Source organism: Paenibacillus sp. 79R4, assembly GCF_013393165.1.
In the GTDB taxonomy this organism is placed as follows: domain Bacteria; phylum Bacillota; class Bacilli; order Paenibacillales; family Paenibacillaceae; genus Fontibacillus.
Genome location: NZ_QJOT01000001.1, coordinates 79,200 through 101,319, shown reverse-complemented (window position 1 = coordinate 101,319; position 22,120 = coordinate 79,200). Strand labels below are relative to the sequence as shown.

At 45.2% G+C, this 22,120-nt stretch carries 23 protein-coding genes, 1 other RNA gene and 1 pseudogene; 11 read left to right on the top strand and 14 right to left on the bottom strand.

The features are described from left to right. Positions 1-58 precede the first annotated feature (58 nt). The gene (locus DMN77_RS00500) at positions 59-790 is read left to right on the top strand and encodes a LytR/AlgR family response regulator transcription factor (protein ID WP_068779230.1); all 732 of its coding nucleotides are present in this window, start codon (positions 59-61) and stop codon (positions 788-790) included. 180 nt (positions 791-970) lie between these two features. Continuing rightward, positions 971-2,528, top strand: a pseudogene (locus tag DMN77_RS00495) (carbon starvation CstA family protein). A 130-nt stretch (positions 2,529-2,658) separates the two neighbouring features. Here DMN77_RS00495 and DMN77_RS00490 read toward each other — a convergent pair. The 7 genes from DMN77_RS00490 to DMN77_RS00460 are packed head-to-tail and all read right to left on the bottom strand — an operon-like array spanning position 2,659 to position 8,445. Further along, positions 2,659-3,060 (bottom strand): Na+/H+ antiporter subunit G, encoded by a 402-nt coding sequence (locus DMN77_RS00490; protein ID WP_068779228.1) that lies wholly within the window; start codon positions 3,058-3,060, stop codon positions 2,659-2,661. Then, complete coding sequence (locus DMN77_RS00485; RefSeq protein ID WP_068779227.1) at positions 3,044-3,325, bottom strand: Na(+)/H(+) antiporter subunit F1; 282 nt, start codon at positions 3,323-3,325, stop codon at positions 3,044-3,046. Before DMN77_RS00485 ends, DMN77_RS00490 begins: the two co-directional genes overlap by 17 nt. Next, on the bottom strand, positions 3,322-3,801 hold the full coding sequence (locus DMN77_RS00480) for a Na+/H+ antiporter subunit E (RefSeq protein ID WP_068779226.1): 480 nt from the start codon (positions 3,799-3,801) through the stop codon (positions 3,322-3,324). The genes DMN77_RS00485 and DMN77_RS00480 overlap by 4 nt, the downstream gene beginning before the upstream one ends. A gap of 15 nt (positions 3,802-3,816) precedes the next feature. Beyond that, a complete protein-coding gene (locus DMN77_RS00475; protein WP_068779225.1) occupies positions 3,817-5,292 on the bottom strand; it encodes a Na+/H+ antiporter subunit D in 1,476 nt (491 codons plus the stop codon). After that, on the bottom strand, positions 5,285-5,623 hold the full coding sequence (locus tag DMN77_RS00470) for a Na(+)/H(+) antiporter subunit C (protein ID WP_068779224.1): 339 nt from the start codon (positions 5,621-5,623) through the stop codon (positions 5,285-5,287). The genes DMN77_RS00475 and DMN77_RS00470 overlap by 8 nt, the downstream gene beginning before the upstream one ends. Before the next feature lies 1 nt (position 5,624). Continuing rightward, entirely contained in the window at positions 5,625-6,047 is a 423-nt protein-coding gene (locus tag DMN77_RS00465) for a Na(+)/H(+) antiporter subunit B (protein ID WP_068779223.1), read from the bottom strand. Continuing rightward, positions 6,034-8,445: a Na+/H+ antiporter subunit A gene (locus DMN77_RS00460; RefSeq protein ID WP_179013038.1), complete on the bottom strand. Its 2,412-nt coding sequence runs from the start codon at positions 8,443-8,445 to the stop codon at positions 6,034-6,036. Before DMN77_RS00460 ends, DMN77_RS00465 begins: the two co-directional genes overlap by 14 nt. A gap of 134 nt (positions 8,446-8,579) precedes the next feature. Between DMN77_RS00460 and DMN77_RS00455 the strand changes: the two genes are divergently transcribed. After that, positions 8,580-9,263, top strand: a complete 684-nt coding sequence (locus DMN77_RS00455) for a universal stress protein (RefSeq protein WP_068779221.1) — start codon at positions 8,580-8,582, stop codon at positions 9,261-9,263. A gap of 71 nt (positions 9,264-9,334) precedes the next feature. Here the strand turns inward: DMN77_RS00455 and DMN77_RS00450 are convergent, their stop codons facing one another. Then, positions 9,335-9,898 carry a tyrosine-type recombinase/integrase gene (locus tag DMN77_RS00450; RefSeq protein ID WP_068779220.1) on the bottom strand — a complete coding sequence of 188 codons (564 nt, stop codon included), beginning with the start codon at positions 9,896-9,898 and terminating at the stop codon, positions 9,335-9,337. A gap of 454 nt (positions 9,899-10,352) precedes the next feature. On the opposite strand from DMN77_RS00450, the gene DMN77_RS00445 reads away from it, so the two are divergent. The 3 genes from DMN77_RS00445 (at position 10,353) to DMN77_RS23695 (ending at position 12,488) form a co-directional block, all read left to right on the top strand. Beyond that, positions 10,353-10,973, top strand: coding sequence for a cysteine hydrolase family protein (locus DMN77_RS00445; protein ID WP_179013036.1), 621 nt, complete (start codon positions 10,353-10,355; stop codon positions 10,971-10,973). Positions 10,974-11,546: 573 nt separating this feature from the next. Then, a complete protein-coding gene (locus DMN77_RS00440) occupies positions 11,547-12,236 on the top strand; it encodes an SGNH/GDSL hydrolase family protein (RefSeq protein ID WP_179013035.1) in 690 nt (229 codons plus the stop codon). 111 nt (positions 12,237-12,347) lie between these two features. After that, positions 12,348-12,488, top strand: coding sequence for a hypothetical protein (locus tag DMN77_RS23695; protein ID WP_256872174.1), 141 nt, complete (start codon positions 12,348-12,350; stop codon positions 12,486-12,488). A 278-nt stretch (positions 12,489-12,766) separates the two neighbouring features. Here the strand turns inward: DMN77_RS23695 and DMN77_RS00430 are convergent, their stop codons facing one another. Then, positions 12,767-13,441: a uracil-DNA glycosylase gene (locus DMN77_RS00430; protein WP_068779217.1), complete on the bottom strand. Its 675-nt coding sequence runs from the start codon at positions 13,439-13,441 to the stop codon at positions 12,767-12,769. Between the two features lie 194 nt (positions 13,442-13,635). Here DMN77_RS00430 and rnhA point away from each other — a divergent pair, with 194 nt between their 5' ends. The 3 genes from rnhA to DMN77_RS00415 all read left to right on the top strand — a co-directional run bounded on the left by rnhA (position 13,636) and on the right by DMN77_RS00415 (position 15,222). After that, the gene (gene rnhA / locus DMN77_RS00425; protein ID WP_068779216.1) at positions 13,636-14,280 is read left to right on the top strand and encodes a ribonuclease H; all 645 of its coding nucleotides are present in this window, start codon (positions 13,636-13,638) and stop codon (positions 14,278-14,280) included. A gap of 40 nt (positions 14,281-14,320) precedes the next feature. Beyond that, positions 14,321-14,659, top strand: coding sequence for a hypothetical protein (locus DMN77_RS00420; RefSeq protein WP_068779215.1), 339 nt, complete (start codon positions 14,321-14,323; stop codon positions 14,657-14,659). Positions 14,660-14,826: 167 nt separating this feature from the next. Then, entirely contained in the window at positions 14,827-15,222 is a 396-nt protein-coding gene (locus DMN77_RS00415) for a VOC family protein (protein ID WP_179013033.1), read from the top strand. A gap of 150 nt (positions 15,223-15,372) precedes the next feature. Here DMN77_RS00415 and DMN77_RS00410 read toward each other — a convergent pair whose 3' ends face one another. Further along, positions 15,373-15,861 carry a MarR family transcriptional regulator gene (locus DMN77_RS00410; RefSeq protein ID WP_179013032.1) on the bottom strand — a complete coding sequence of 163 codons (489 nt, stop codon included), beginning with the start codon at positions 15,859-15,861 and terminating at the stop codon, positions 15,373-15,375. 155 nt (positions 15,862-16,016) lie between these two features. Between DMN77_RS00410 and DMN77_RS00405 the strand changes: the two genes are divergently transcribed. Together DMN77_RS00405 and DMN77_RS00400 are read left to right on the top strand one after the other, a co-directional pair. Continuing rightward, positions 16,017-16,760, top strand: coding sequence for an NADPH-dependent oxidoreductase (locus DMN77_RS00405; protein WP_179013030.1), 744 nt, complete (start codon positions 16,017-16,019; stop codon positions 16,758-16,760). A 236-nt stretch (positions 16,761-16,996) separates the two neighbouring features. Then, a complete protein-coding gene (locus tag DMN77_RS00400; protein WP_082789969.1) occupies positions 16,997-17,722 on the top strand; it encodes a hypothetical protein in 726 nt (241 codons plus the stop codon). Positions 17,723-17,835: 113 nt separating this feature from the next. Here the strand turns inward: DMN77_RS00400 and DMN77_RS00395 are convergent, their stop codons facing one another. From DMN77_RS00395 to smpB, 4 genes are all read right to left on the bottom strand, one after another. Continuing rightward, on the bottom strand, positions 17,836-19,161 hold the full coding sequence (locus tag DMN77_RS00395; protein ID WP_179013028.1) for a BaiN/RdsA family NAD(P)/FAD-dependent oxidoreductase: 1,326 nt from the start codon (positions 19,159-19,161) through the stop codon (positions 17,836-17,838). A 32-nt stretch (positions 19,162-19,193) separates the two neighbouring features. Then, positions 19,194-20,507: a BaiN/RdsA family NAD(P)/FAD-dependent oxidoreductase gene (locus tag DMN77_RS00390; protein ID WP_179013027.1), complete on the bottom strand. Its 1,314-nt coding sequence runs from the start codon at positions 20,505-20,507 to the stop codon at positions 19,194-19,196. Between the two features lie 226 nt (positions 20,508-20,733). Continuing rightward, positions 20,734-21,098, bottom strand: a transfer-messenger RNA (tmRNA) gene (gene ssrA / locus DMN77_RS00385). Between the two features lie 156 nt (positions 21,099-21,254). Next, positions 21,255-21,734 (bottom strand): SsrA-binding protein SmpB, encoded by a 480-nt coding sequence (gene smpB / locus DMN77_RS00380; RefSeq protein WP_068779208.1) that lies wholly within the window; start codon positions 21,732-21,734, stop codon positions 21,255-21,257. Between the last annotated feature and the right edge of the window lie 386 nt (positions 21,735-22,120).

Sequence of the window (22,120 nt, the reverse complement as noted above, 5' to 3'; positions counted from 1 at the left end):
CCTTCTCAGTGCTGAAAATCCGACTTTTTAAACACACACATAAAGGAGAGAATGAGTCATGCTGAGAGCATTTATCGTAGATGATGAACCGCTTGCCAGAGATGAGCTAAAATATCTTTTGCTTCGGAGTAAACAGGTAGAGATCGTCGGTGAAGCGGATTGTAAAGAAGACGCACTCGACCAAATTCCAGCTTTGAGGCCAGATGTTGTATTTTTGGACATCGAGCTCGCAGAAGATAACGGGCTTGAGTTAGCCAAGCAATTGCTAACCTTGAATCCGACTCCTGTTATTGTATTTGCTACAGCCTATGATGAATACGCCCTAAAGTCATTCGAATTAAATGCGATTGATTATATCTTAAAACCATTTAATGAAAAGCGAATCCAACAAACGTTGGAGAAAGTAAATAAAATACACAGAGTTCCGGAGGAAATTCATCAGATAACTCCACCGTCCACCCAATTTGGCAAGATAGCTGTCCTTATTGAGGAACGAATCGTCTTAATCGATTATCAAAAGATCTCTTACGTAGGCTCGTGTGAAGGCAAATGCGCAATTAAAACATTGGAACGTGAGTACAAGGTTTGTGATTCGCTCACTATGCTAGAGAAGAAACTCAATTCCGACCAATTTATTAGGGTTCATCGCGGATTCATCGTCAATATCGATCACATTACTGAAATCCAGCCTTGGTTCAATTCAACCTACAATCTGATCATGAAGGAAGGGTCCAGTATACCTGTGAGTCGTACTTACGTAAAAGATTTAAAAAATTTATTCGGTTTTTAGATTAAAAAGCTATTCGTCTCACTATTTCTCACGATGTAAGCGCTTTTGTATTTCGTCGTTCCCTTTTTGTAATCCATCCCCTCTTTTCGGTGTTCTAAGATGAAAATCATAAATTTCAGTTTTCATCAGGTATGATTATCTCAAATTCTCATTATTTTCATCCGATGGGGGGATCATAATATGAATGCGGTTACAATAGTAGTCGGTTCCATATGTATCTTGTTAATTGCTTACCGTCTATACGGTACATTTGTGGCAGCAAAAATATTGAAGCTTGAGGAGATGGATGCCGCAAAGGACACACCCGCCCATGAACTGGAGGATGGCAAAGATTATGTGCCCACCAATAAATGGGTCACCTTTGGTCACCACTTTGCAGCCATCGCTGCCGCAGGTCCATTAGTAGGTCCTATCTTGGCCGCGCAGTTCGGTTGCTTGCCTGGACTCCTCTGGTTGCTTATTGGGGCTGTTATCGGCGGAGCCGTACATGATGCCGTTGTCTTATTTGCTTCCATGAGAAAAAATGGACAATCCCTCTCTGAAGTTGCCAAAGAGGAGTTGGGTCCCGTTGCGGCTTTTTGTACAGGACTTGCCATGTTATTTATCATCACGATCACCATGGCCGGACTTTCTATGGTAGTACTTCATGCCCTGGAGCACAATCCTTGGGGTGTTTTCTCCGTGGGCATTACCATCCCGATTGCTATGGGCGTAGGGGTCTACCACCGGATTACAGGCCATTTAAAGGGAGCAACCATCGTCGGCTTTATCTTGATTATGTCATGGTGGAGGTCCCATCGTCGCAGGTCCCGTTTGGCCATTCATTTCCATTACCATTGCTTGTGGCGCCATTTCAGGATTTCACGCATTCGTAGGATCAGGCACTACACCTAAAATGATCAATCGCTGGAAGGATATTAAGCCCGTGGCCTTCGGTGCTATGCTTGTTGAATGTCTGGTAGCCATTATGGCTTTGATCGCTGCTGTTTCCCTTCAGCCGGGAGATTACTTTGCAATTAACTCCTCACCTGAAGCATTCGCCGCCCTCGGAATGGATACCGTTCATCTGAAAGATTTAGCCGCAGAGGTTGGCATGGATCTGGAAGGACGTACGGGTGGAGCGGTCACGCTGGCTGTGGGTATGACTTATATCTTCACTAAACTTCCATGGTTTGCAAACTTAGCTTCTTACTTCTACCAATTTGTCATTCTGTTTGAAGCGGTCTTTATTCTTACGGCAATCGACTCTGGTACTCGTGTAGCACGCTATTTGATTCAGGATTTCTTCGGAGATCTCTATAAACCATTAAAAAGAACGGATTGGCTGCCTGGCAACATTTTCGCAAGTGGGTTGGCGTGTTTCGTCTGGGGCTATCTTCTCTATTCGGGGGACATCAGCTCGATCTGGGCATTATTCGGAGTTTCCAACCAATTGATGGCATCCATTGGATTAATTGTTGGCGCGACAATTGTTCTGAAGATTGCAGATAAACGCTGGTATGTGCTCACATGCTTGGTACCGCTAGCCTATCTATACGTAACTGTCAACGCCGCAGGCTACTGGATGGTGAAACATGTGTATCTGAACCCAGCTTCCAATAGTTATAGCTTGTTAAATGGCATTCTTTCCATCGTCATGTTGATATTAGGGTTAATTATTATGATTACCGCGATCAAGAAGTGGATTGAGCTCTGGAGAGTCCCACAGACCGAATTAGCAAGAGAATATGGCATATAATCAATCATTAAAATGGCAAAACCCCGGCCACAATATCCTTTTGCACTTAATCATTGGATATCTGCCCGGCGGCCGCACCTCTATCATCAAAAAAACCACTAAACGTTAGGTTTAGTGGTTTTTGATAACCTTACATTCTGGCCTCTTCGTGGATCAGGTTCAACTTAGTCTCTGTGTCCGGATTCTCATTCTCCATATAATAGTCCTTCAATTCATCCTGAGCGCTCTCCTCTGCCAATGGCACTTGATGACGATAGGCTGCCCGGCAGATCACGTGAGCCGCTACCGGAGCTGTCAGAAATACAAAGAAGATGCCCAAGATGAGGCGGATGCTGAAATAACCGTCGGAAATCAAGAAGTACAGCAAGGTTCCAACCAACGTACATAGCACGCCAAGCGTAGAACTTTTAGATGCAGCATGAGATCTCGTATACACATCCGGCAGTCGAACATTACCGATAGCGCTGATCAAGCTAATAATGGCCCCGATCAGGATAAAAACCGCACCGACGACTTCACTGCTTCCGCTCAATGACAACACCTCTTTCAATGAACCTGGCAAAGGCCACCGTTCCTATAAACGACAGGATGCCGATCAATAAAATCAGATCAAAGAAGGCATGGGTGTGCAATAACACAGAGAACACAGCAATACTAGCGATCAGATTAATGCCGATCGAATCGAGGGCTTGAACCCGATCCGCACTGGATGGTCCCTTGATAACCCGATATAAATTAGCCATAATCGCCAGCATTAACAGACATAAAGCGATCGTTAATATGATTTCAAAGATCATTTTCTCGTCACATCCTTTATCGCTTTTTCAAACACTAATTTTGACTTTAACACCGAATCCTTGGACTCAGGCATATTCAGACCATGCACGTACAACACTTTCTCATCTGGGGTGATCTCCATAACGACTGAACCTGGTGTTAAGCAGATCAATAAGGACAGGAGCGTAATTTCCAAATCCCCCTCCAAATCCGTCTCCACTTTGAAAATTCCCGGTTTGACATCGAGCTTAGGACGGAGTACATGCTTCATAACCATCAACGAGGAAGTAGCCAGCTCGTGAATAAATATGATCAGCAGCTTGCCAACCGCAGCCAGTGTGAAGGGATAAAATGGCTTTTGAAAGAAGCGACGCATAAAGAACAGAACCAGTAAACCAACAAAATAGCCGCTGATAAAGTTAATGATGCTCGTGCTGTCCTGAAGAAACATCCATAAGTAGGCTATAAATATATTGAGTAGAACCTGAACGGGCAAAGTGATCTCCCCCCTTTAGTCAAACACTGCATGAATATACAGACTCGGATCAAGCAATTCTTCTGCGGCTTGGGCCACATATCCGGCAAGGCCTTCAGCGCCAATTCCCAGGGTAAGACTGGCGATGGTCAATAGAGCAATTGGAAGCAGCAAACCCTTTGTGGTTCCCTTCTCTTCCTCCGCACTCAGGATCGTCTCCCCCCAGAATGCATTCATAAAGATTTTGATCATGGAGTACAGAATGAACAAGCTTGCCAGCAGACCGATTCCGCCAAGCCAGAAATAACCGGCCTCAAAAGTCCCCTGCGTGATAAACACTTTACCGAGAAACCCACTTAACGGCGGTATCCCTACCATGGATAAAGCGGCAATGAAGAACATCCAACCCAACTGCGGATGAAGGCGAATCAAGCCGCTGATATCCTTCAGATTACTCGTTCCCGTCAGATGGATAAGGGTCCCCCCGATCAGAAATACAAGCGCCTTAATCAACATGTCGTGGATCAAATAATAGATGGAGCCCGTGATGCCGGCCGGGGTTAATGCGACGAGTCCAGCCATAATAAACCCGACACTGATGACCACATTAAACGTTAATATTTTTCGCAAATCCCAATAACCTATCGCTCCGAGCCCGCCTAAGACCATCGTAATCGCAGCCAATATTCCTATAAGGAGATGGGTGATCTGAGGCTCGTGGTAGAAGATCAGCGTGAACATTCTGAAAATAGCGTAGATCCCCACCTTGGTGAGCAGCGCGGCAAAGATGCTGGCGATGGCCGTTGGCGGCACGCTGTAGGACCCCGGCAGCCAGTAATACAGCAGCAGTCCCGCTTTTAGGGCAAATACAATCAAAAATAGAAAGGCAACGGTTGTAATTAACCCGTCCTGGCCGACCTCAGCAATCCGAATCGACAAATGGGCGAGATTGAGCGTACCTGTGATGGAGTATAAATAAGCAATACCTATTAGAAAGAAGGCCGATGAAATAATATTTGTAAAAATATATTTAAGCGACTCCCCAAGCTGTCTCTTCTCTCCCCCCATCGTAATTAACACATAAGAGGCAACCAGGAATACTTCAAAAAAGACATATAAGTTAAATAAGTCTCCCGTTAAGAACGAGCCGTTAACACCAGTAACCAGGAACAAAAACAACGGATAGAAATACAGCTTCTCTTGCTTGCGGCCTATCGATGAGAAGGCATAGATCAGACAGCATATCGAGACCACCGAGGTTGCCAGCAGCAGCAACGCGCTGAACATATCGCCAACAAAGCTGATGCCAAACGGCGCTTCCCAGCCGCCTAACTGCAAGGTTTGAATACCGTCATCTCTAATCTGGTTCATTAACAAAACGGATATTACACTTGTCACCAATAAAGCAATCAGGCTAAGCACCCGCTGAAGCTTAATATTTCTCTGGAAAAGGATCAGCACCATTCCTATAAACAGAGGAATGACGACGGGAGTAATCAATAAATTATTCATGCTCATTTCCCCTTAATTGCTCCATGTCATCCGTCCCGAAGTTTTGATAGGTACGATAACACAAAACTAGTACTACCGCTGTCACAGCGAAATTGATAACGATGGCTGTTAGAATCAATGCTTGCGGGATCGCATCCGTATAGGTGGCCACCTTCTCTCCAAGAAGCGGCGCGCTCCCCGTCTTCAGGCCCCCTGAAGTGATAATCAGTAAATTTACGGCATGACTTAGAATAGATGCGCCAAGCACAATTCGCAGCAACTGCCTCGACAGAATCAAATAGGTTCCAATGGATACTAAAATACCGACAAGTATGACAATAAGCGTCTCCATATTAGCGGTCCTCACTTATGCTTAGAATAATGTTGACTGCGGTCCCTATCACAGCTAGGGCAACCCCGGTATCAAAGATTAAAGCAGAAGCAAGCTCAGTATCGCCAAAAATGGGCAAATCAACATGACCGAAGGTCTGGGTCAGGAACGGCTTGCCGAACAGTACACTTACCGTTCCCGTTCCAATAGCGATAAGCACGCCGATGGCGGCAAGCTTCTTGAAATCCATTCGTATATTCTCCCTGACCTTCTCGACTCCAAAGGAAAGATACATGAGGACAATCGCCGCTGCGGTACTCAGCCCGCCAATAAATCCGCCTCCGGGATTATGGTGACCGTTCATAAACAAGTAAAATGAGAAGGTTAGAATAATGACTACGGCGACTCGGGTGACACTTCTCAATATCACATTATTCGGTTTCACGTTGTTCCCTCCTTTTAGAGCGCTGATGCACCAGGATGTATACCCCCAAACCAGCAATCGTTAGAACGGATATCTCCAGCATCGTATCAAAGCCGCGGAAATCGACTAGTATCGCATTAACGATATTTTTGGCCCCTGCCAGCTCATACGCATTTTCAAAAAATGAGGTAATCGGTTCAAACAGCTTATGTCCATTCGCGGACAAAGCCAGTATAGTTACTGTTAATCCTACAGCGATGGATATAATCAGGTTCGTCAGTTTAAAAGGAATACGTTCGATCCTCTTCGTCATCTTCGGCAGATGGTAGAAGCACAACAAGAACAGTACCGTTGTTACCGTCTCAACAACCATTTGTGTCAATGCCAGATCCGGTGCCCGGAAGATCACAAAGAACATAGAAACCATATATCCTAACGCGCCCAAGGCAACAATCGCCAATATTCGATTGCCCGCTAGCAATACGGTTAATGAGGCAATAATCATAGCGACTACGAGCCCGGCCTCATAAATGCTAATCGCTGCGTCATTGGAGAAATCAAACTGGATGCCATGGAACAGCAGTAGCGATCCCAGCAGCAAAATTACGAAGAACGAGAAGATGTAGATTAAATAATGTCTCAGCGATCCTGTCATATATCGATTGGTCAGGGAAGCCGACAGCCTCTCGGTTCCTGATAAGCCCACATTGTAAAAATGATTAAGCGTTAGTCCCTGCGGATAGTTCCGCATGATCTGGATCCACCGCTTCGCTGTTTTAAAGAGGAGCAGACCGATAACCACCACCCCGATCGTCATGATGAGCTCTAAATTTAGTCCATGCCAGGCGCTTATTTTTACATCATAGGAAGAAATTGGGATGCCGGGTAAAATCGAAGTTAATGCTGGGGTAAGAATGTATTTCCCCAACACATTCGGGAAGAAGAAGATGATTATGACGAACAAACCTAATACAATTGGAGAGATCAACATCCCCAGAGGAGCCTCATGCACTTGGCGCGTCAGCTTTTCGGGACGATACACCCCGCCAAAGGTTTTGAAAATGAAAATCATGCAGTAGACAAACGTAAATATGCTGGCTACCCAAGCAATGATCGGGAACAACAACCCTATCTTGCCCAACCCGAAAATGCCGGCTTGGGATACGTCATTCACCGCGGCAAAGAACATTTCCTTACTCAAAAATCCGTTAAATGGCGGTAAACCTGCCATAGACAAGCCACCGACCAAGGCGATCGTGAACGTGATCGGCATCACTTGCATAAGACCGCCTAAATAGCGAATATCCCGACGGCCCGTCTCATGGTCAATAATTCCGACAACCATAAACAAGCTGCCTTTAAAGGTAGAGTGATTGAACAAATGGAATAAGGCAGCAAATGTAGCCACCATGAACACCGTTCCAGTCTCGCCAGGTCCAAAATAGACCGCTAAAGAACCGATACCCAATAAACACATGATCAGCCCTAATTGGCTAATAGTAGAATAGGCCAGTAACGCCTTCAAATCCGTCTGTCTAAGCGCAGTTAATGAGCCATAGAGAAGCGTAACAAGTCCAATTCCAGCTACAAGCCAGAACCACACCGCGCTGCCGCCAAAAATCGGAGTCATTCTCGCGACTAAATAAATGCCCGCTTTGACCATCGTCGCAGAATGGAGATAACTGCTCACAGGGGTTGGCGCTTCCATCGCGCCCGGCAACCATATTCCGAATGGAAACTGAGCTGACTTCGTAAAAGCTCCTAATAAAATGCAAAGCAGCGCAGGAATGAACAGGGTATGCCCTTGGATGACATCCATATTCGCAATGAGTTCCCGAATACTGTAGGTATCCCCCATCATGATGAGCATAATAAACCCGGCCAACATACCGAAGCCGCCCAATACAGTAATCAATAGCGCTCTCAATGCGCCCTGACGCGAACCCTTCCGCTCATACCAATAGGCGATAAGCAAGAAAGAGGAGACGCTGGTCAACTCCCAGAATCCATACAGAACCAATAAATGATCCGAGAATACGAGCCCCAGCATTGCGCCCATGAATAAGAGCAGGTATACATAGAAGTTATGGAGAGCCTCCCGAACCTTAGACATATAGAAGATAGAATAAATGATAACTAAGGTCCCGACGCCCGTAATAAGTAGAGCGAATAGCAATCCGAGGCCGTCAATATAGGACGTAATACTAATTCCGAAGCTCGGAATCCAGGTCAAGGTATATTCAAATGTTGTCCCGGATGCTACGCCAGGTATATATTTCAGCAGGTAGATAAAGATGGTTAAGGGTACTAATAATACAAACCACCCTGTGTGTACTTGACGATTCAAATACTTATACAAGAAGGGGACAAGCAACGCGAAAATAAACGGAAGAAAAACAAAGCTATAGAACGTAATCAAAGTACTCCTCCCCACTAATGAGTTTTATCAATCTTATTGTCTTAATTAGGGTTTGACTCTTTGGTTAACATCAATTATAGTCTTACATAGTTTAAAGGAGCCTTACTATTAAACTTGAGGTGAAAAGGTCAAAAATGAATAATTTGTATAACGAAAGTATCCTTGTCTGCGTTTATTATGGACCAAATGGAGAGCGGCTAATCAAGCGCGGTTGTAAGATCGCCAACATGCTACAGGCCCCACTCTATATACTCACAATTGATCCCAAGCCGTTCGATGAACTCGATGCCGAGAAGGTATTTTATATTGAACAATGGAAGAAGTTCGCCAATTCTCATGAATCCGCACAATTTATTATCAAGGATAATGAAAGCCGCCCTATTTCCAAAGTCATTGCAGAAGTAGCCAGAGATCACAACATTACACAGATCGTTCTCGGCCAGACGGCCCATAGTCGTTGGGAGCAAATCACGAAGGGATCGATTATCAATTCCTTAGTCCGTGATATCCCATTTGTTGATTTGCACATTATTTCTGTTGCCCGCTATATCCGGGATGAAGAAGGGATTTATGAAAAGGGTGTACGTGCTTATCTGATGAAGGATGAAGATAAATTTCAGCTTAGCTTCAATCATGACAAAGATACCGTATATGAAGGCATCTTCTTCAAAGAAGTTGATACTGACTTCGATAATGGGATATTCCGCTTTATGAAAGACGCTGAAACTCTGCAAGTTCTGGTTACCGATGGAACGGTTACCGAATTGAAAAATGTGGATATCCCGCCAGCGTTGAATCTAGACCATGTAGAGGAATAAAAAAGGAAATGTATTCAAGCTCTCCGCATCATTGCATGTGGGGAGCTTTTATTATGCCGCAAGACGGACCCTTATAAATTCACATCTACTTTGATAGGCTGATTTTCGCTGCGATCGACCCCTAAATACTTCAAGGTTTCTGCTGTAGAGTGATGATTCAAAATCGACTTGATGATGGAAATGGCAATGCCCTTATGGTACGCATGATAACCAAATGTCTTCCTCAGTGTATGCGCCCCGATCTTCTCTGAAATCCCTACCTCCCTGGCTACGTGATTAATAATACGGTAAACCTGCTGGCGAGTAATAGGCTGGGAATCCTTCTTCGACTTGAACAGGTAATCCGCTGCCTTCCAATCCATACTGGACAGATACTCCACTAAAATCTCCGCAATTTTGCTGTTCAGGTAATAGGCCTTTTCTTCCCCAGTCTTCTCATCCTTAACATAAAGGTACTGCTTAGCACTTTGGCCATCCCAGACATCCTGTACAGTAAGGTGCAATAAATCAAAAAGGTTAATCCCTGTATTTATTCCTAATACAAACAGCAACAGGTCTCTTATTGAACTCTTCCTCAGCTCCAGTTTCATCGCTTGAATCGTCTCAACGTCTCGAATCGGATTTACATATTGCACCGAGTATCCCTCCGAAATAATGTTACATAATTGAAGTTTAACATATATTAAGTAACATAACAAACCAAAAAACACTTCATTTTGCTGATTTATTTTCCCAAAACACAGCAATTTTCTGCTCAAAATTACAAGAAAGTGACCTGTTAAAACGCAAAAAGACCACCTTTATGGTGGTCTTTTAACGATGAATAGGATACGGGCTTAATCCAAACAGGCCATATGATCAGATCACCCTGCTCTGTCTGGCAGACAATTGTAAATCGCGTGTTGCCGTCGGATACTTTAACATCCGGCCATCCTCCAAGCTGGTTAACGGAAAACCGATCATATTGAAAAAATTGATTGTCTGACGAGCACCAAATTGCTGCAGAACCGGGACCGATTATTCACCTTGCAGACACCTTTTTAAACTCGTCACATAGGCTAATGAATAGACCGATCTAGGAGGATTGTTATGAGATACCGCTGTCCCTTTTGCGGCTATTGGCGGGCTGACCCTACCATCATCAATGAATGGGATGCCGTAATCCCCCCGCCTGCGCCAGAGTTAAAGTCGATCTACGTTGATCCCAAAAGTACCGCACTCCTTATCCTGGATATGGAGAATTCGATATGCAACAAGCATCGCTGCGTGGCGTCCATTCCCAGAATCAAGAGCTTACTGAATAAGGCACGTCAGGCAGGCATGTCAGTTGTCTATAGCCTTACCCGTACAGGGAATATAGCCGACATTAATCAGCATTTAAGTCCCTACACTACAGATCCCATCGTAAAATCGAACGTAGATAAATTCTACGAAACAAACTTGGAAGATATTTTACGTAAACACCATATTCAGAACGTTATTATCACGGGGTATGCAGCAAACGGAGCTGTTCTTCATACAGCGGTAGCCGCCGCATTCCGTGGATATCAGGTCGCGGTTCCCGTTGACGGAATGTCAGCTGCCCATCTATACCCCGAACAATACACAGCATGGCATCTTCTCCACAGTCCAGGATCCCGGGACCAAGCAGTCTTAACGAGGACCGATTTAATATCAATTTCAAGTGAGCCTTCAAATCATGTAAAATAACATAAATTATTGTCATATTTTCCAAGCGACCCTATAATAGCTTGTAGAGTCGATACCCTAATTTTTTCCACATGGAGGGCTTTTTATTGAAAAATCCAACTGCATTTAAAATTTTACTATAAACATACTCTATGGTCTAAGCCTGCTATTGTATCCTGTAATGCTTATCATCGTTATCTACTCCGGTGATGGTCCCGCCGGTAGAACCTTGAGTTGGGCCGACTATGGCCTTTGCAACAATATTAATCAGTTATCCGTTGGGACCACTTCTGTCGTATTTTGCTGGTTGTTTCACAAATATATCTCCATGAAATGGGCCTATATCATTGCGAATCTACCATTGCTATGGTTGCTCGCATTAATAATATGTATCACTTCTGGCTGGTGACCTAAGCGACCTTATTGGTCGCTTTTCCTGTTTAATAGAGAGTCATTATTTGCTCCGGGGCCAAACACCACAATGGTAAAAGCTCGGATTAGTCCAAACAACCTGTTCAGTGCTGCAATATAATATCTTCAGGATGTACTAATTCTGTTGTATATATGATTAAGAGTGGGGTTGATGATATTCTTATGATCTATACAGCTCTTGGAGATTCCATCACCTATGGGGAGAATGCCTCTTCACTGGCTAAGGCTTATCCCAGGTTAGCCGTATCTGCAATGGATTCGGATTCATGCAAGGTTCGCGGGTTCGTTCTGGCCCAGCCTGGCTGGAATAGCCACGATCTATTGGACGCTGTGATATGGCGGGGAGGCCCTGTCATCCAACCTGCCTCTGTCGTATCTGTGTGGATTGGAGGCGTAGACTTGGCCAATGCGGCCCTGTCTTCGCTCAAAAGCAACAAGCCACTAGCCATAAAACCATTTGTCACCAACTATAGACGTAATCTAGGCGCCATTTTTACTCATATCCGGAAAGGATGCCACGCTCGGATCATATGCTGTACGCAGTATAACCCGTTTCCGAACAGTCCCCTCGCGGTCGAATCGATCAGTGGGCTTAACCAAATCATAAGCGAATTGGCCCAGCACTTTAATGTCACGGTAGCCCCCGCTCATAAATGGTTTAAAGGAAGACAGGCGGAGCTTATCTACGGATATCAAAACGGAAAAATAGAAGATGCGTTAAGCGGACGACTGCCTATCCACCCCAATGATCGGGGACATCGTGTTATCGCATCGCGAATCACCCCATACCTCTTCCCACAAAGTCAAACCTGCGGACGGATCTCTGCCCGAAAGAAAACCACTAAACGTTAGGTTTAGTGGTTTTATGTGTAGATTCTTAAACACTATTGTCGCTTTTTTCAAGTTTTCCTATAATGTAACATGTAGAACTAGTATAATTGATCCCCTCTGGAGGACTTTTATTTGAAAAATCAAAAAGCATTTACGATTCTGCTTATTTTAAACATCTTCTACAGTCTGACCCTGCTACTGTATCCTATGATGCTCATATTGTTGCCTTTTCAGGTGATGGTCCCGGCAACTCACCCGCAAATAGGTTCATAGGTGCTTTTGCAATAATTATGATGAGTTATCCACTCGGTCCCCTTTTGTCGTATTTTTGCTGGCTATTTTACAAACGCCTCTCCTTTAAATGGGCTTATGTCATGGCAAATCTACCGCTATTATGGGTAATCGTGATCGCGATAGTTATATTCCTTATTCAGAACACCCGCAGTTAGTCTGCCAGCCGAAGAACGTCATCCTCCTATTCTGCTCTACAAAAACAACACTCCGACCTCTTGCGGTCAGAGTGTTGTTGGTTTTTTAGTAGAGGCCTATTCTTACAAGTTCGGGATTTGCCAATCAATTTCCGGGAGCCCCGCCTCGCGCAGAAATTCATTCGTACGAGAAAATGGCCTGCTGCCAAAAAATCCCCGATGCGCAGACAACGGACTTGGATGCGGCGAACGAATAATCCTGTGCCGCGGGTTTGTAATAAGCTCCACTTTCTTCTGAGCATGACTTCCCCATAACAGGAACACGACAGGCTCCTCTTTCCGGTTAACAGTCTCAATCACTTTATCCGTAAAGCTCTCCCAGCCCTGGTTTTTATGAGAATTCGCCTCATGCGCCCTTACTGTAAGCACCGTGTTTAGCAGCAGTACCCCTTGCTGTGTCCATTTCACCAGATGACCGTTGTTAGGAATATAGCAGCCCAGATCATCGCGAAGCTCTTTGAACATATTTTGCAAGGATGGGGGTGCACTAACGCCCTCTTTTACAGAAAAGCTTAAGCCGTGAGCCTGTCCCGGTCCATGATACGGATCCTGCCCTAAGATGACCACCCTCGTATCCGCTAATGATGTATAGTGCAAAGCATTGAAAATATCGTATTTATCCGGAAAAATAGTTCTCGTCCGATACTCCTCCTTCAGAAATTGTCGAAGATTTAAATAGTATGGCTTCGAAAACTCCTTCTCCAGTTCAGACGCCCAGTCATTCTTCAAAATAGCCATTTCAAGTTTTATCCTCCCGCCAGTGAAAATGATAACTAAATTATAACATAAGCTTTCTATCTCGTTGGGTCTTGATGTATCGTAGATAGATATAGGCTGTTCATATGGTAAAAATAAAAGGAGATCCGCAGATCTCTGTCGAAGCTAAGCCTGAAATCGTTTATTTTTAATTTTGAGGTTGAGAAGGTGGAAAAGTGTCAAAGCAAAAGTTCTATGTGGTCTGGGCAGGCCGAAGACCTGGAATATATCATACGTGGGCCGAATGTCAGGCGCAGACGAATCAATACGTCGATGCAAAGTATAAGTCATACCATTCTTATAAAGAGGCCGAGCAAGCGTTCCAGGAGGGGTGGCATAAGCATTGGGGTCAAAAAAGCACCGCGAAGCCCGTCCAGCAGAAACAGGAAGCACTCGCCAAAAACCAAACTGGGGACATAGATATGGATAGTATCAGCGTTGATGTCGGTTGCAGTGGAAATCCGGGAATTGTTGAATACAAAGGCGTAGATACACAAACGGGCGAGCTTCTCTTTTATCACGGTCCCATTCAGAAAGGCACCAATAATCTCGGAGAATTCATTGCGATTATTCACGGACTAGCCTATTTAAAGGAAAAGGGCAGCAACAAGACCGTCTACTCGGACTCCAGAACGGCCCTTAGCTGGCTGAAAAAGAAAGAAATCAACTCTAATCTTGTAAGAGATTCTTCTACGAAGGAGATTTGGGAGCTGGCTGACCGAGCCCTGAATTGGCTTCGTTCAAACACTTATAACAACAAAGTCTTAAAGTGGAATACCGAAGCCTGGGGCGAGATTAAGGCAGATTTCGGCCGAAAGTGATCAGTAAGTTATATAGGCGCAGCCTGAAGGAGATCTCTTGATGAAACACCTTATTATCGCGGAAAAGTGGAAATCGACGGGGATTGTAACGATCGGTGGCATATTGATAGGCGCAGGGCTTGCCGATTGTCTGTTTGCCATGAATCAACTGGATTTAAACCAAATCGCTAGAGGTTTGACGGTCTTTAGTGCAGGCCTCACCATCCTGGTCATTATGGATAATTCCAAAACGCAGAAAAACACCGAGAAAATCCAGCAAGAAGCCCAAGTTCAGCTGGAAAAAGTAGCGGAACAGCTACAGGCCATTCATCAATCGCAGCAAATAACTGAGGAACAAGTCCGTGAAATAAAGGAGCTTTTGAATAAATCGGATACGTAGAGGACCATCCTTCCAAGAGTCCCTGTGATTCTTGTATAAACACTTTTCTAATCGTGCATTTTATGAAACTGTATAATTCTTCTAAACACTTACAATAATGAAGAAGGAGATAAAGTAGGGATAGCCCATATTAAAGCTGTATTAAAGCCAAAACATAGGAGGTCATCATGGGTAGATTAGTTCACTTCGAGGTTCACGTCGATGATATGGAACGCGCAAAAAAATTTTATGAAGAGGTCTTTGGATGGACGTTTGAAGATTGGAGCGACTATGCCGGAATGCCCTATTTCGGGGCAGTGACGGGCGATGATAATGAATTAGGAATCAACGGGGCTTTAGTGAAACGTCACGGTATTTCCCCCCAACCCGGTCAGCCTATGAACGGCTATGCCTGTACTATAGGAGTAGGAGATTACGACTCCACCGAAGCAAAAATCCTTCAGCTTGGAGGCAAACTCGCATTACCCAAATACGCGTTGCCCGGAATGGCTTGGCAAGGGTATTACATCGATACAGAAGGAAATACATTCGGTATTCATCAACCCGATAAGAACGCCAAATAAATATAGCTTTGCACACTGAACCCCCGGCCTAGCGGTCGGGGGTTCAGTGTGGTGGTGAGGGAATTGAACTGGTTTACCTTTATAAGAGGCATCATTCTTAATCAAAAACATATTATTCAAACGCTCCTTGCAAGCTTTGAACTTCCCAGGCTACCGCAAACTGGCCAGCTTCTCCAGAAAATCCGCCACGATTTCCAAAGATGCCGCGTCGAAACCGGCCAATAGTTCCATTGCTTTCTGATCTTTCTCCTGGTGAAAGAGCCTATGCAGCTCCGCCAATTCGGCACCAAGCGGAGTGACCAGGAAATAAATCTCCTTTTGATTGTCCGGCAGTTGGGTCTTCCGAATCAGCCCCTGCTCCAGCAACCTTCGGGTAATTTTGGAGACGGTGCCTTTTGTTATGCTCATTTCACGTGCGATATCAATCCCTTTAATACCATCATGTGCATAGATAACTTCCAAAATGTGCAGACCAGAGACGGATATGCGGGGAAGCAGCTTTTTCAGCCGGTTTTCGGTGATACGCTCCGTAAGCCAAAGCCGATCATGATCCTCATCCGTTTCGCTGATGAAGATCCGATACATTGATTTTTCAATACGGTTCTTAAGCTGAAGCAAATCATGATTCATATCTGTCATAAGGCAAGCCTACCTTTTTTCTTTTCATTATATCATGGTTTCCATAGAAACCATTTGACGAAAAATCATTTTCTTGTTAATATGGTTTCCATAGAAACTATGTATAAAACTAAACTTTGTACAGATACAGAAAACATCTAATTGGAGGGGAATTTATGAATGACGTTATTCAAATAATCCACAAGCATCGCTCTATCCGTAAATTTAAAAATATTCCGTTAACAGATGAGCAAATCCAACCGATCGTCGATGCGGCGCAAATGGCACCTACCTCGGCAAATATGCAGCCGTTTTCGATCATTGGCATTACGGACCAAGATCTACGAAGGAAGATCGCAACACGTTCGGATAATCCGTGGATTGAAACCTGTGGATATTTTTTTGTTTTTTGCGCCGATCTTCATCGCATGAGACTAGCTGCCGGGCCCGACCAACAGGAAAAAATGAACCACAACCTTAGCTTTTCGTATTTTTACCAGACCTCTGTACTGAGCACCGCGCTTGCCCTGCAAAACGCCAATTTAACAGCCGAATCGATGGGACTCGGAGCCGTGATCATTGGCGGAATTACCGGAGCCCTGCCGGAACTGGACGAATGGCTTGGACTGCCGGACTTCGTCATTCCTCTGGTAGGTCTTGCGGTAGGCGTCCCTGACGAGTTCCCCGAGCAAAAGCCACGGTTGCCACGCTCCGCTGTGTTCTTTGAAAACCAGTATAATCACGATCTGAAATCACAAATCGAAAAGTATGACCAGGAAATTGAAGAGTATTACGGTGCACGAACAAACAACAAACAGAAAACCAGCTGGTCCGGAAAGTTCATCTCTATGCTGGATCGGGATCTGCCACTGGGTGGATATACGGAATACGTGAGAAGCAAAGGGTTTGATTTGAGGTAGTTGTAGAATTTAAAAAGCTTAAATATCGCTGAAATGCAAAAATCCACAACCTCTGGGGTTGTGGATTTTTAGGTATAGTAGCAAAACATAGCTGTTCAAAGCCTCAATGCGCCGGGGACGACATTAACGAGTTCTCACCCCCCTCCCCTTACAGAGTATTCAGTAACACAAATGGGCTAATGCACATAGACTGGTTTAAATATAGACCAGATTCTTTTGCATTGGAGATGTGAGAATTGAGTAATACGAAAATAAAGGATAAAACCAAGCAAATACCTATGAAAAAGCTTTCTCCCGTAAGCATTGTAAGGGAGCTTCCACCCGTCCACGGTAATGTAAGAATCTCCTCCTCAAATCCTAAGCCTACTGATCATGAAAAAGGGACGTCATCGGCTATCAATGCATGTGTAGATCGCGCTTTTCGAATTCCTATATTTTTGAGTACAACAAACACGGTAAATGATCTGCAGGGGCAATTTCTGAACCGTCTTATTGCGGAAATTGAGGACGCGCTGCTCTTTCCCCGTACATTGCCTGTAAGTGAACAATATCCGGAGAACATTCTGACGAATATACGGCGTTTGGTTTTTTCCAGCTATGGTTTGCTCGCAATCAACTTTCGCAGATTTCTTGTTGAAATTCTTCAATCCAATGTGGGGCAACCGCCAACGACCGTTCCGTTCTGGGAAGGATCAACTTTTTCTCAAATCGAGCCTGCCATGGCTTTTCAATTCGGAATTCCCATATTATTAGTTAGAGAGATGGGAACGGACGACAGTAATGGAATTTGGGCTGGAGGCATCACACCTCTCAACATATTTGTGGATTGGGATTCTGAAAATCAATCCGTAGATGATTTCTTTAAAAGCGTTCAATGGAGAGAAGTCTTTGCAAACTGGGCCGCAGAGGTAAGAGGCAACTATTTACTCCGCACCGAACCTCCCTTCAATAACCAGCATTAACTAGAAATCCACAGCCTGAATGGCTGTGGATTTTATGAATAGAGGCGAACTATGGCTGTGCAAATCCACAATTCGCCGGCCTGTATTCCCTGCGTGCGGAGAGCGAACAACTATCAAAATTTTTCCAAGGTGCCTGTAAGTTGATCAGCAAGTGCCGTCGCGGCGGAATAGCCGGAGCTCCAGGCCCATTGCAGGTTATAGCCACCACAATCTCCATCCACATCCATCACTTCGCCGGCAAAATAAAGTCCAGGTACTAGCTTCGATTCTAGCGTTCCTTCTCTTAACTCTGTTGTATCGATGCCGCCAGCCGTCGTTTGTGCATTCGTGAAGCCATTGGTATCGGTTACGATAAATTCCCAACGCTTTATGAGTTGGCACAAGATTTTCTTAGTTTTCCACAATAAATCCTGACATAGGAGGTTCGGCTCTTGGTCGATCCCCGCCTCTTTTAACAGAATAGGGACCAGCTTCTTGTTAAAGATGCCGATCATGGAAGCTGCAACAGTCCGGTATCCGAACATTCCCCAATGCGTATCGAGAAAATCGACGACTTCTTCCTCCGTGCGGTCTGGCATCAAATCAAGCGATAAGGTTACTGTTTCTCCTCTTTTGAGCTGATACGCAGCCTTCCGGCTTAGCTGGAGAATCGGTGGGCCGGAGACGCCGTAGTCTGTAAACAGGATTTCCCCATATTCGCTGCGGATAACTTCGCCGTTGACGATGATATGGCCCAATCCCTCGAATTTGACTCCGGACAACTCCTTTAGATTTGGATATTGCAGCTTCAATTGTACGATCCCAGGTACAGGATCGATCAGTGTGTGTCCCAACCGCTGGGCAAGCGTGTAACCAGATCCATCCGTTCCTGTCTTTGGTGCGGTAAGGCCGCCCGTACATATAAAGAGATAATCGCTGGTATACACGACCTCTCCCTCTGTCTCCGTTTGGCACAAAATCGTGAATCGCGGATGTCCCTTCGATACGGTAACATCCAATACTTTGGTCTTGAAGTGTATCGGAACATACCGATCCTCTAGTGCAATTCGGAAAACTTCCAATACAGATGCAGCCTGCAACGACATCGGATACATCCGGCCATTCTCCACGGCGACCAACGGAAGGCCAAGTCTGTTGAAGAAATCGATGGTTTGGCGGACGCCGAATTGCTGCAGCACGGGCAGCGGGAATTCCATTTGATTGCTGTGATATTTACGCGATAGTGCGATCGCTTCGTCCGTACCCTTCGCCGTGGATTGGTTCGTAATGTTACAGCGACCATTGCCGGTCGTAAGTACCTTCTTTCCTACCCGGTCGTTGCCTTCAATGATCGCGGTATCGATCCCTCGGTCTCGCGCGGTCACGGCGGCCATAAGACCTGAAGCACCTGCACCGATAATGAACAGCTCGTGGTGCATTGTAGATTTCGACTTATACATATGTGTTAAATTCATTCCTTTTTCTAATGGCTTCATTTGAAAATGTGTTTCCCTAACGCCATCGCGGCCGCATAGCCGGAACTCCAGGCCCATTGCAGATTGTAGCCGCCGAACTCGCCGTCCACATCCATCACCTCACCAGCAAAATAGAGACCCGGCACGAGCTTGGATTCTAACGTGTCGGCAAAGAGATCTTTTGTAACGATGCCTCCGGCTGTCGCTTGTGCCTTCTCGAAGCTATGGGTATCTGTTACTTTAAAGTCCCAACGCTTCAATATTTTATAAAAGATCCCTTTCGTTTTCCGCGAGAGATCCTGGCAAAGTAGGTTTGGCTCTTGGTCGATTCCTGCCTCCTTCATCAGGACAGGGACCAGCTTCTTATGTAGGAATCCGACGAAGGATTCCGCGACCGGCCGATGTGCGAATGTTCCCCAGTTCATCTCCAGGAATTCGATAACCTCCTCCTTCGTGCGGCTCGGCATCAAATCGACGGACAAAGTCACAGAATCCCCTCTTGAGAGATGAACGGCGGCTATCCGGCTGAGTTGAAGAATCGGTGGGCCGGAAAAGCCGTAATCGGCGAAATGAATTTCACCGGATTCGCTGCGAACGACCTCGCCATTCACGAGGATGTGGGCTCGTCCCTGGAGTTTGATGCCAGATAGAGCCTTCATATATGGATATTGCACCTTTAATTGCACTATTGCCGGCACGGGCTCTACCATGGCGTGCCCCATGTTTTGGGCAAGCACATACCCGGACCCATCCGTCCCCGCATTCTGGCCAGTGAGGCCGCCCGTACAGATAAACAGGTATTCGCTGGTATAGACAACCTGCTCCTCTGTCTCGTTTTGGCATGTAATCTTGAATCGCGGCTGATCCGTTGATGCGGTAACCTCCAGCACCTTGTTGTTAAGGTATACCGGAACGTTCCGTTCCTCCAGAGCAAGTTCGAAAATATCCAACACGGATGCAGCCTGCAGCGACATCGGATACATTAAGCCCTCTTTCAATTTTGTAAGTGGCAATCCAAGCATATTAAAAAAATCAATGGTTTGACGGATACCGAATTGCCGCAGCACAGGCAACGGAAATTCAGCCTGACTGCTATGGTACTTGCGCGATAAGGCCATCACTTCGTCGTCCGTACCCGTCATAGTGGAATCATTCGTAATATTGCAACGACCGTCACCTGTCATTGAGATTTTTTTCCCAATCCGGTCGTTACCTTCTAAAATGGCGGTGTCGATACCCAAATCCCGCGCAGTAACAGCAGCCATGAGTCCTGATGCGCCTGCACCGATAATAATCAACTTGTGGTGCAAGAAAGTCTGATAATCGTGCATGGTTGGTTAATGCACTCCTTGTCCAATAGATTTATATATAGGAAATGTATTTTTTCGAATGAACTGCGCTATATGTAATTATAGCATAACCAATAGAATTCTCCCGACATCACGTCTTTCCTGCGGGTGGGCGATCCCTCACAGGAATTGAACTCCCTAATATCGCCTTGTATCGCCTGCGACCAAACGCAAAAAAGACACCGCTGAGGTGTCTTTTTTCATGGTTAAGTGGAGGCGAGGGGAGTCGAACCCCTGTCCGAAGGCAACGCCACATAGGTTTCTACGGGTGTAGTCACGGTTTTGATGTCACCTTAGCAAGCGCCCCGTAACCGGCTATCGCTAAGGTCAGCCTGATTGTCTTCTTCAGCACACCCCAGGCGGAGATGTGACAGCGTATCCCACTAAAGTTGGGCCCCTATCCCGGCACATGGGCGATGCAGAGTAGGAGCTCGCTAACAGGTTATTAAGCTGCTAATGCGAAGTTGTTTTGTTGTTTGCCGTTTAATTGGCTTTAGCGTTGATGAAGTGGACGCGTCCCCACTACCCGCTACCCATGCTCGATCTACCCCCGTCGAATCCAAAAACGCCCCCGAATGATAAAGGCTGGATCTCAAGAGTTATCCGGCAAAGGTGCATCATAAATCATTACTTTCTTACATCACTCAGTATAGCATACTTTGAGTCCACTTTGCTTATGGACTTCAAGGAAGAACAGGCAATATATAGCCTATCCATTTATCGGAGTATCTATCTTGCCACTTTCTGCTTCTCCCGCAAAATACGTTGAATATCACGTTGAGCATCCCGCTTGGCGGCCGCCTCACGCTTATCGTATTGCTTCTTGCCTTTACCAAGCCCGATCAGCAGCTTCGCGTATCCGTTGCGAACATAAATCTTCAGCGGAACAATCGAGTAGCCTTCCTGCTTGGAGAGACCGAGAAGCTTGTTAATCTGTGCTTTATGCATCAGCAGCTTGCGAGCCCGGGTCGGATCCGTCGGATTATACCGATTCCCTTGCTCAAAAGGGCTAATATGCATGTTATGAATATGAATCTCACCATTACGAATCGTCGCAAAAGCATCATTAATATTCACCCGGGCATTGCGAACGGATTTAATCTCCGTGCCCGTCAGCACCATGCCTGCCTCAAAAGTTTCTTCGATGAAGTAGTCATGGGAAGCTTTTTTATTCTGCGCTAAAACCTTGCCATCATTTTTCTTGCCCATGTCCATTCTCCTCCTCATCGTTCAACCAATCGATCAAGCACGCTAGAGATTAATTGTACCAACTCTACAGGCTAAAATCAAGAATCTGCCCACACCACATTATCACTCAGAAAGATCACCTAAAAAGCCATTAGTCTCCTCAGATTAGCTAATAACGAGATAAAAATATATCGTACAATCATTGATTATATGATATACAAATAAACACACAATAACGCATATATAAATGCATAATTTTGATATACAATCAATATATCAGAATACGCAAGCTCAATGGCAAACCAATCAACATGGGAGGACCTGATCCAATTTTGAAAATTTCCTCTAAGTTAATGAATTATAATCTATTATGGCCCACTCAGATAACTCATTATCCTATGATGCAC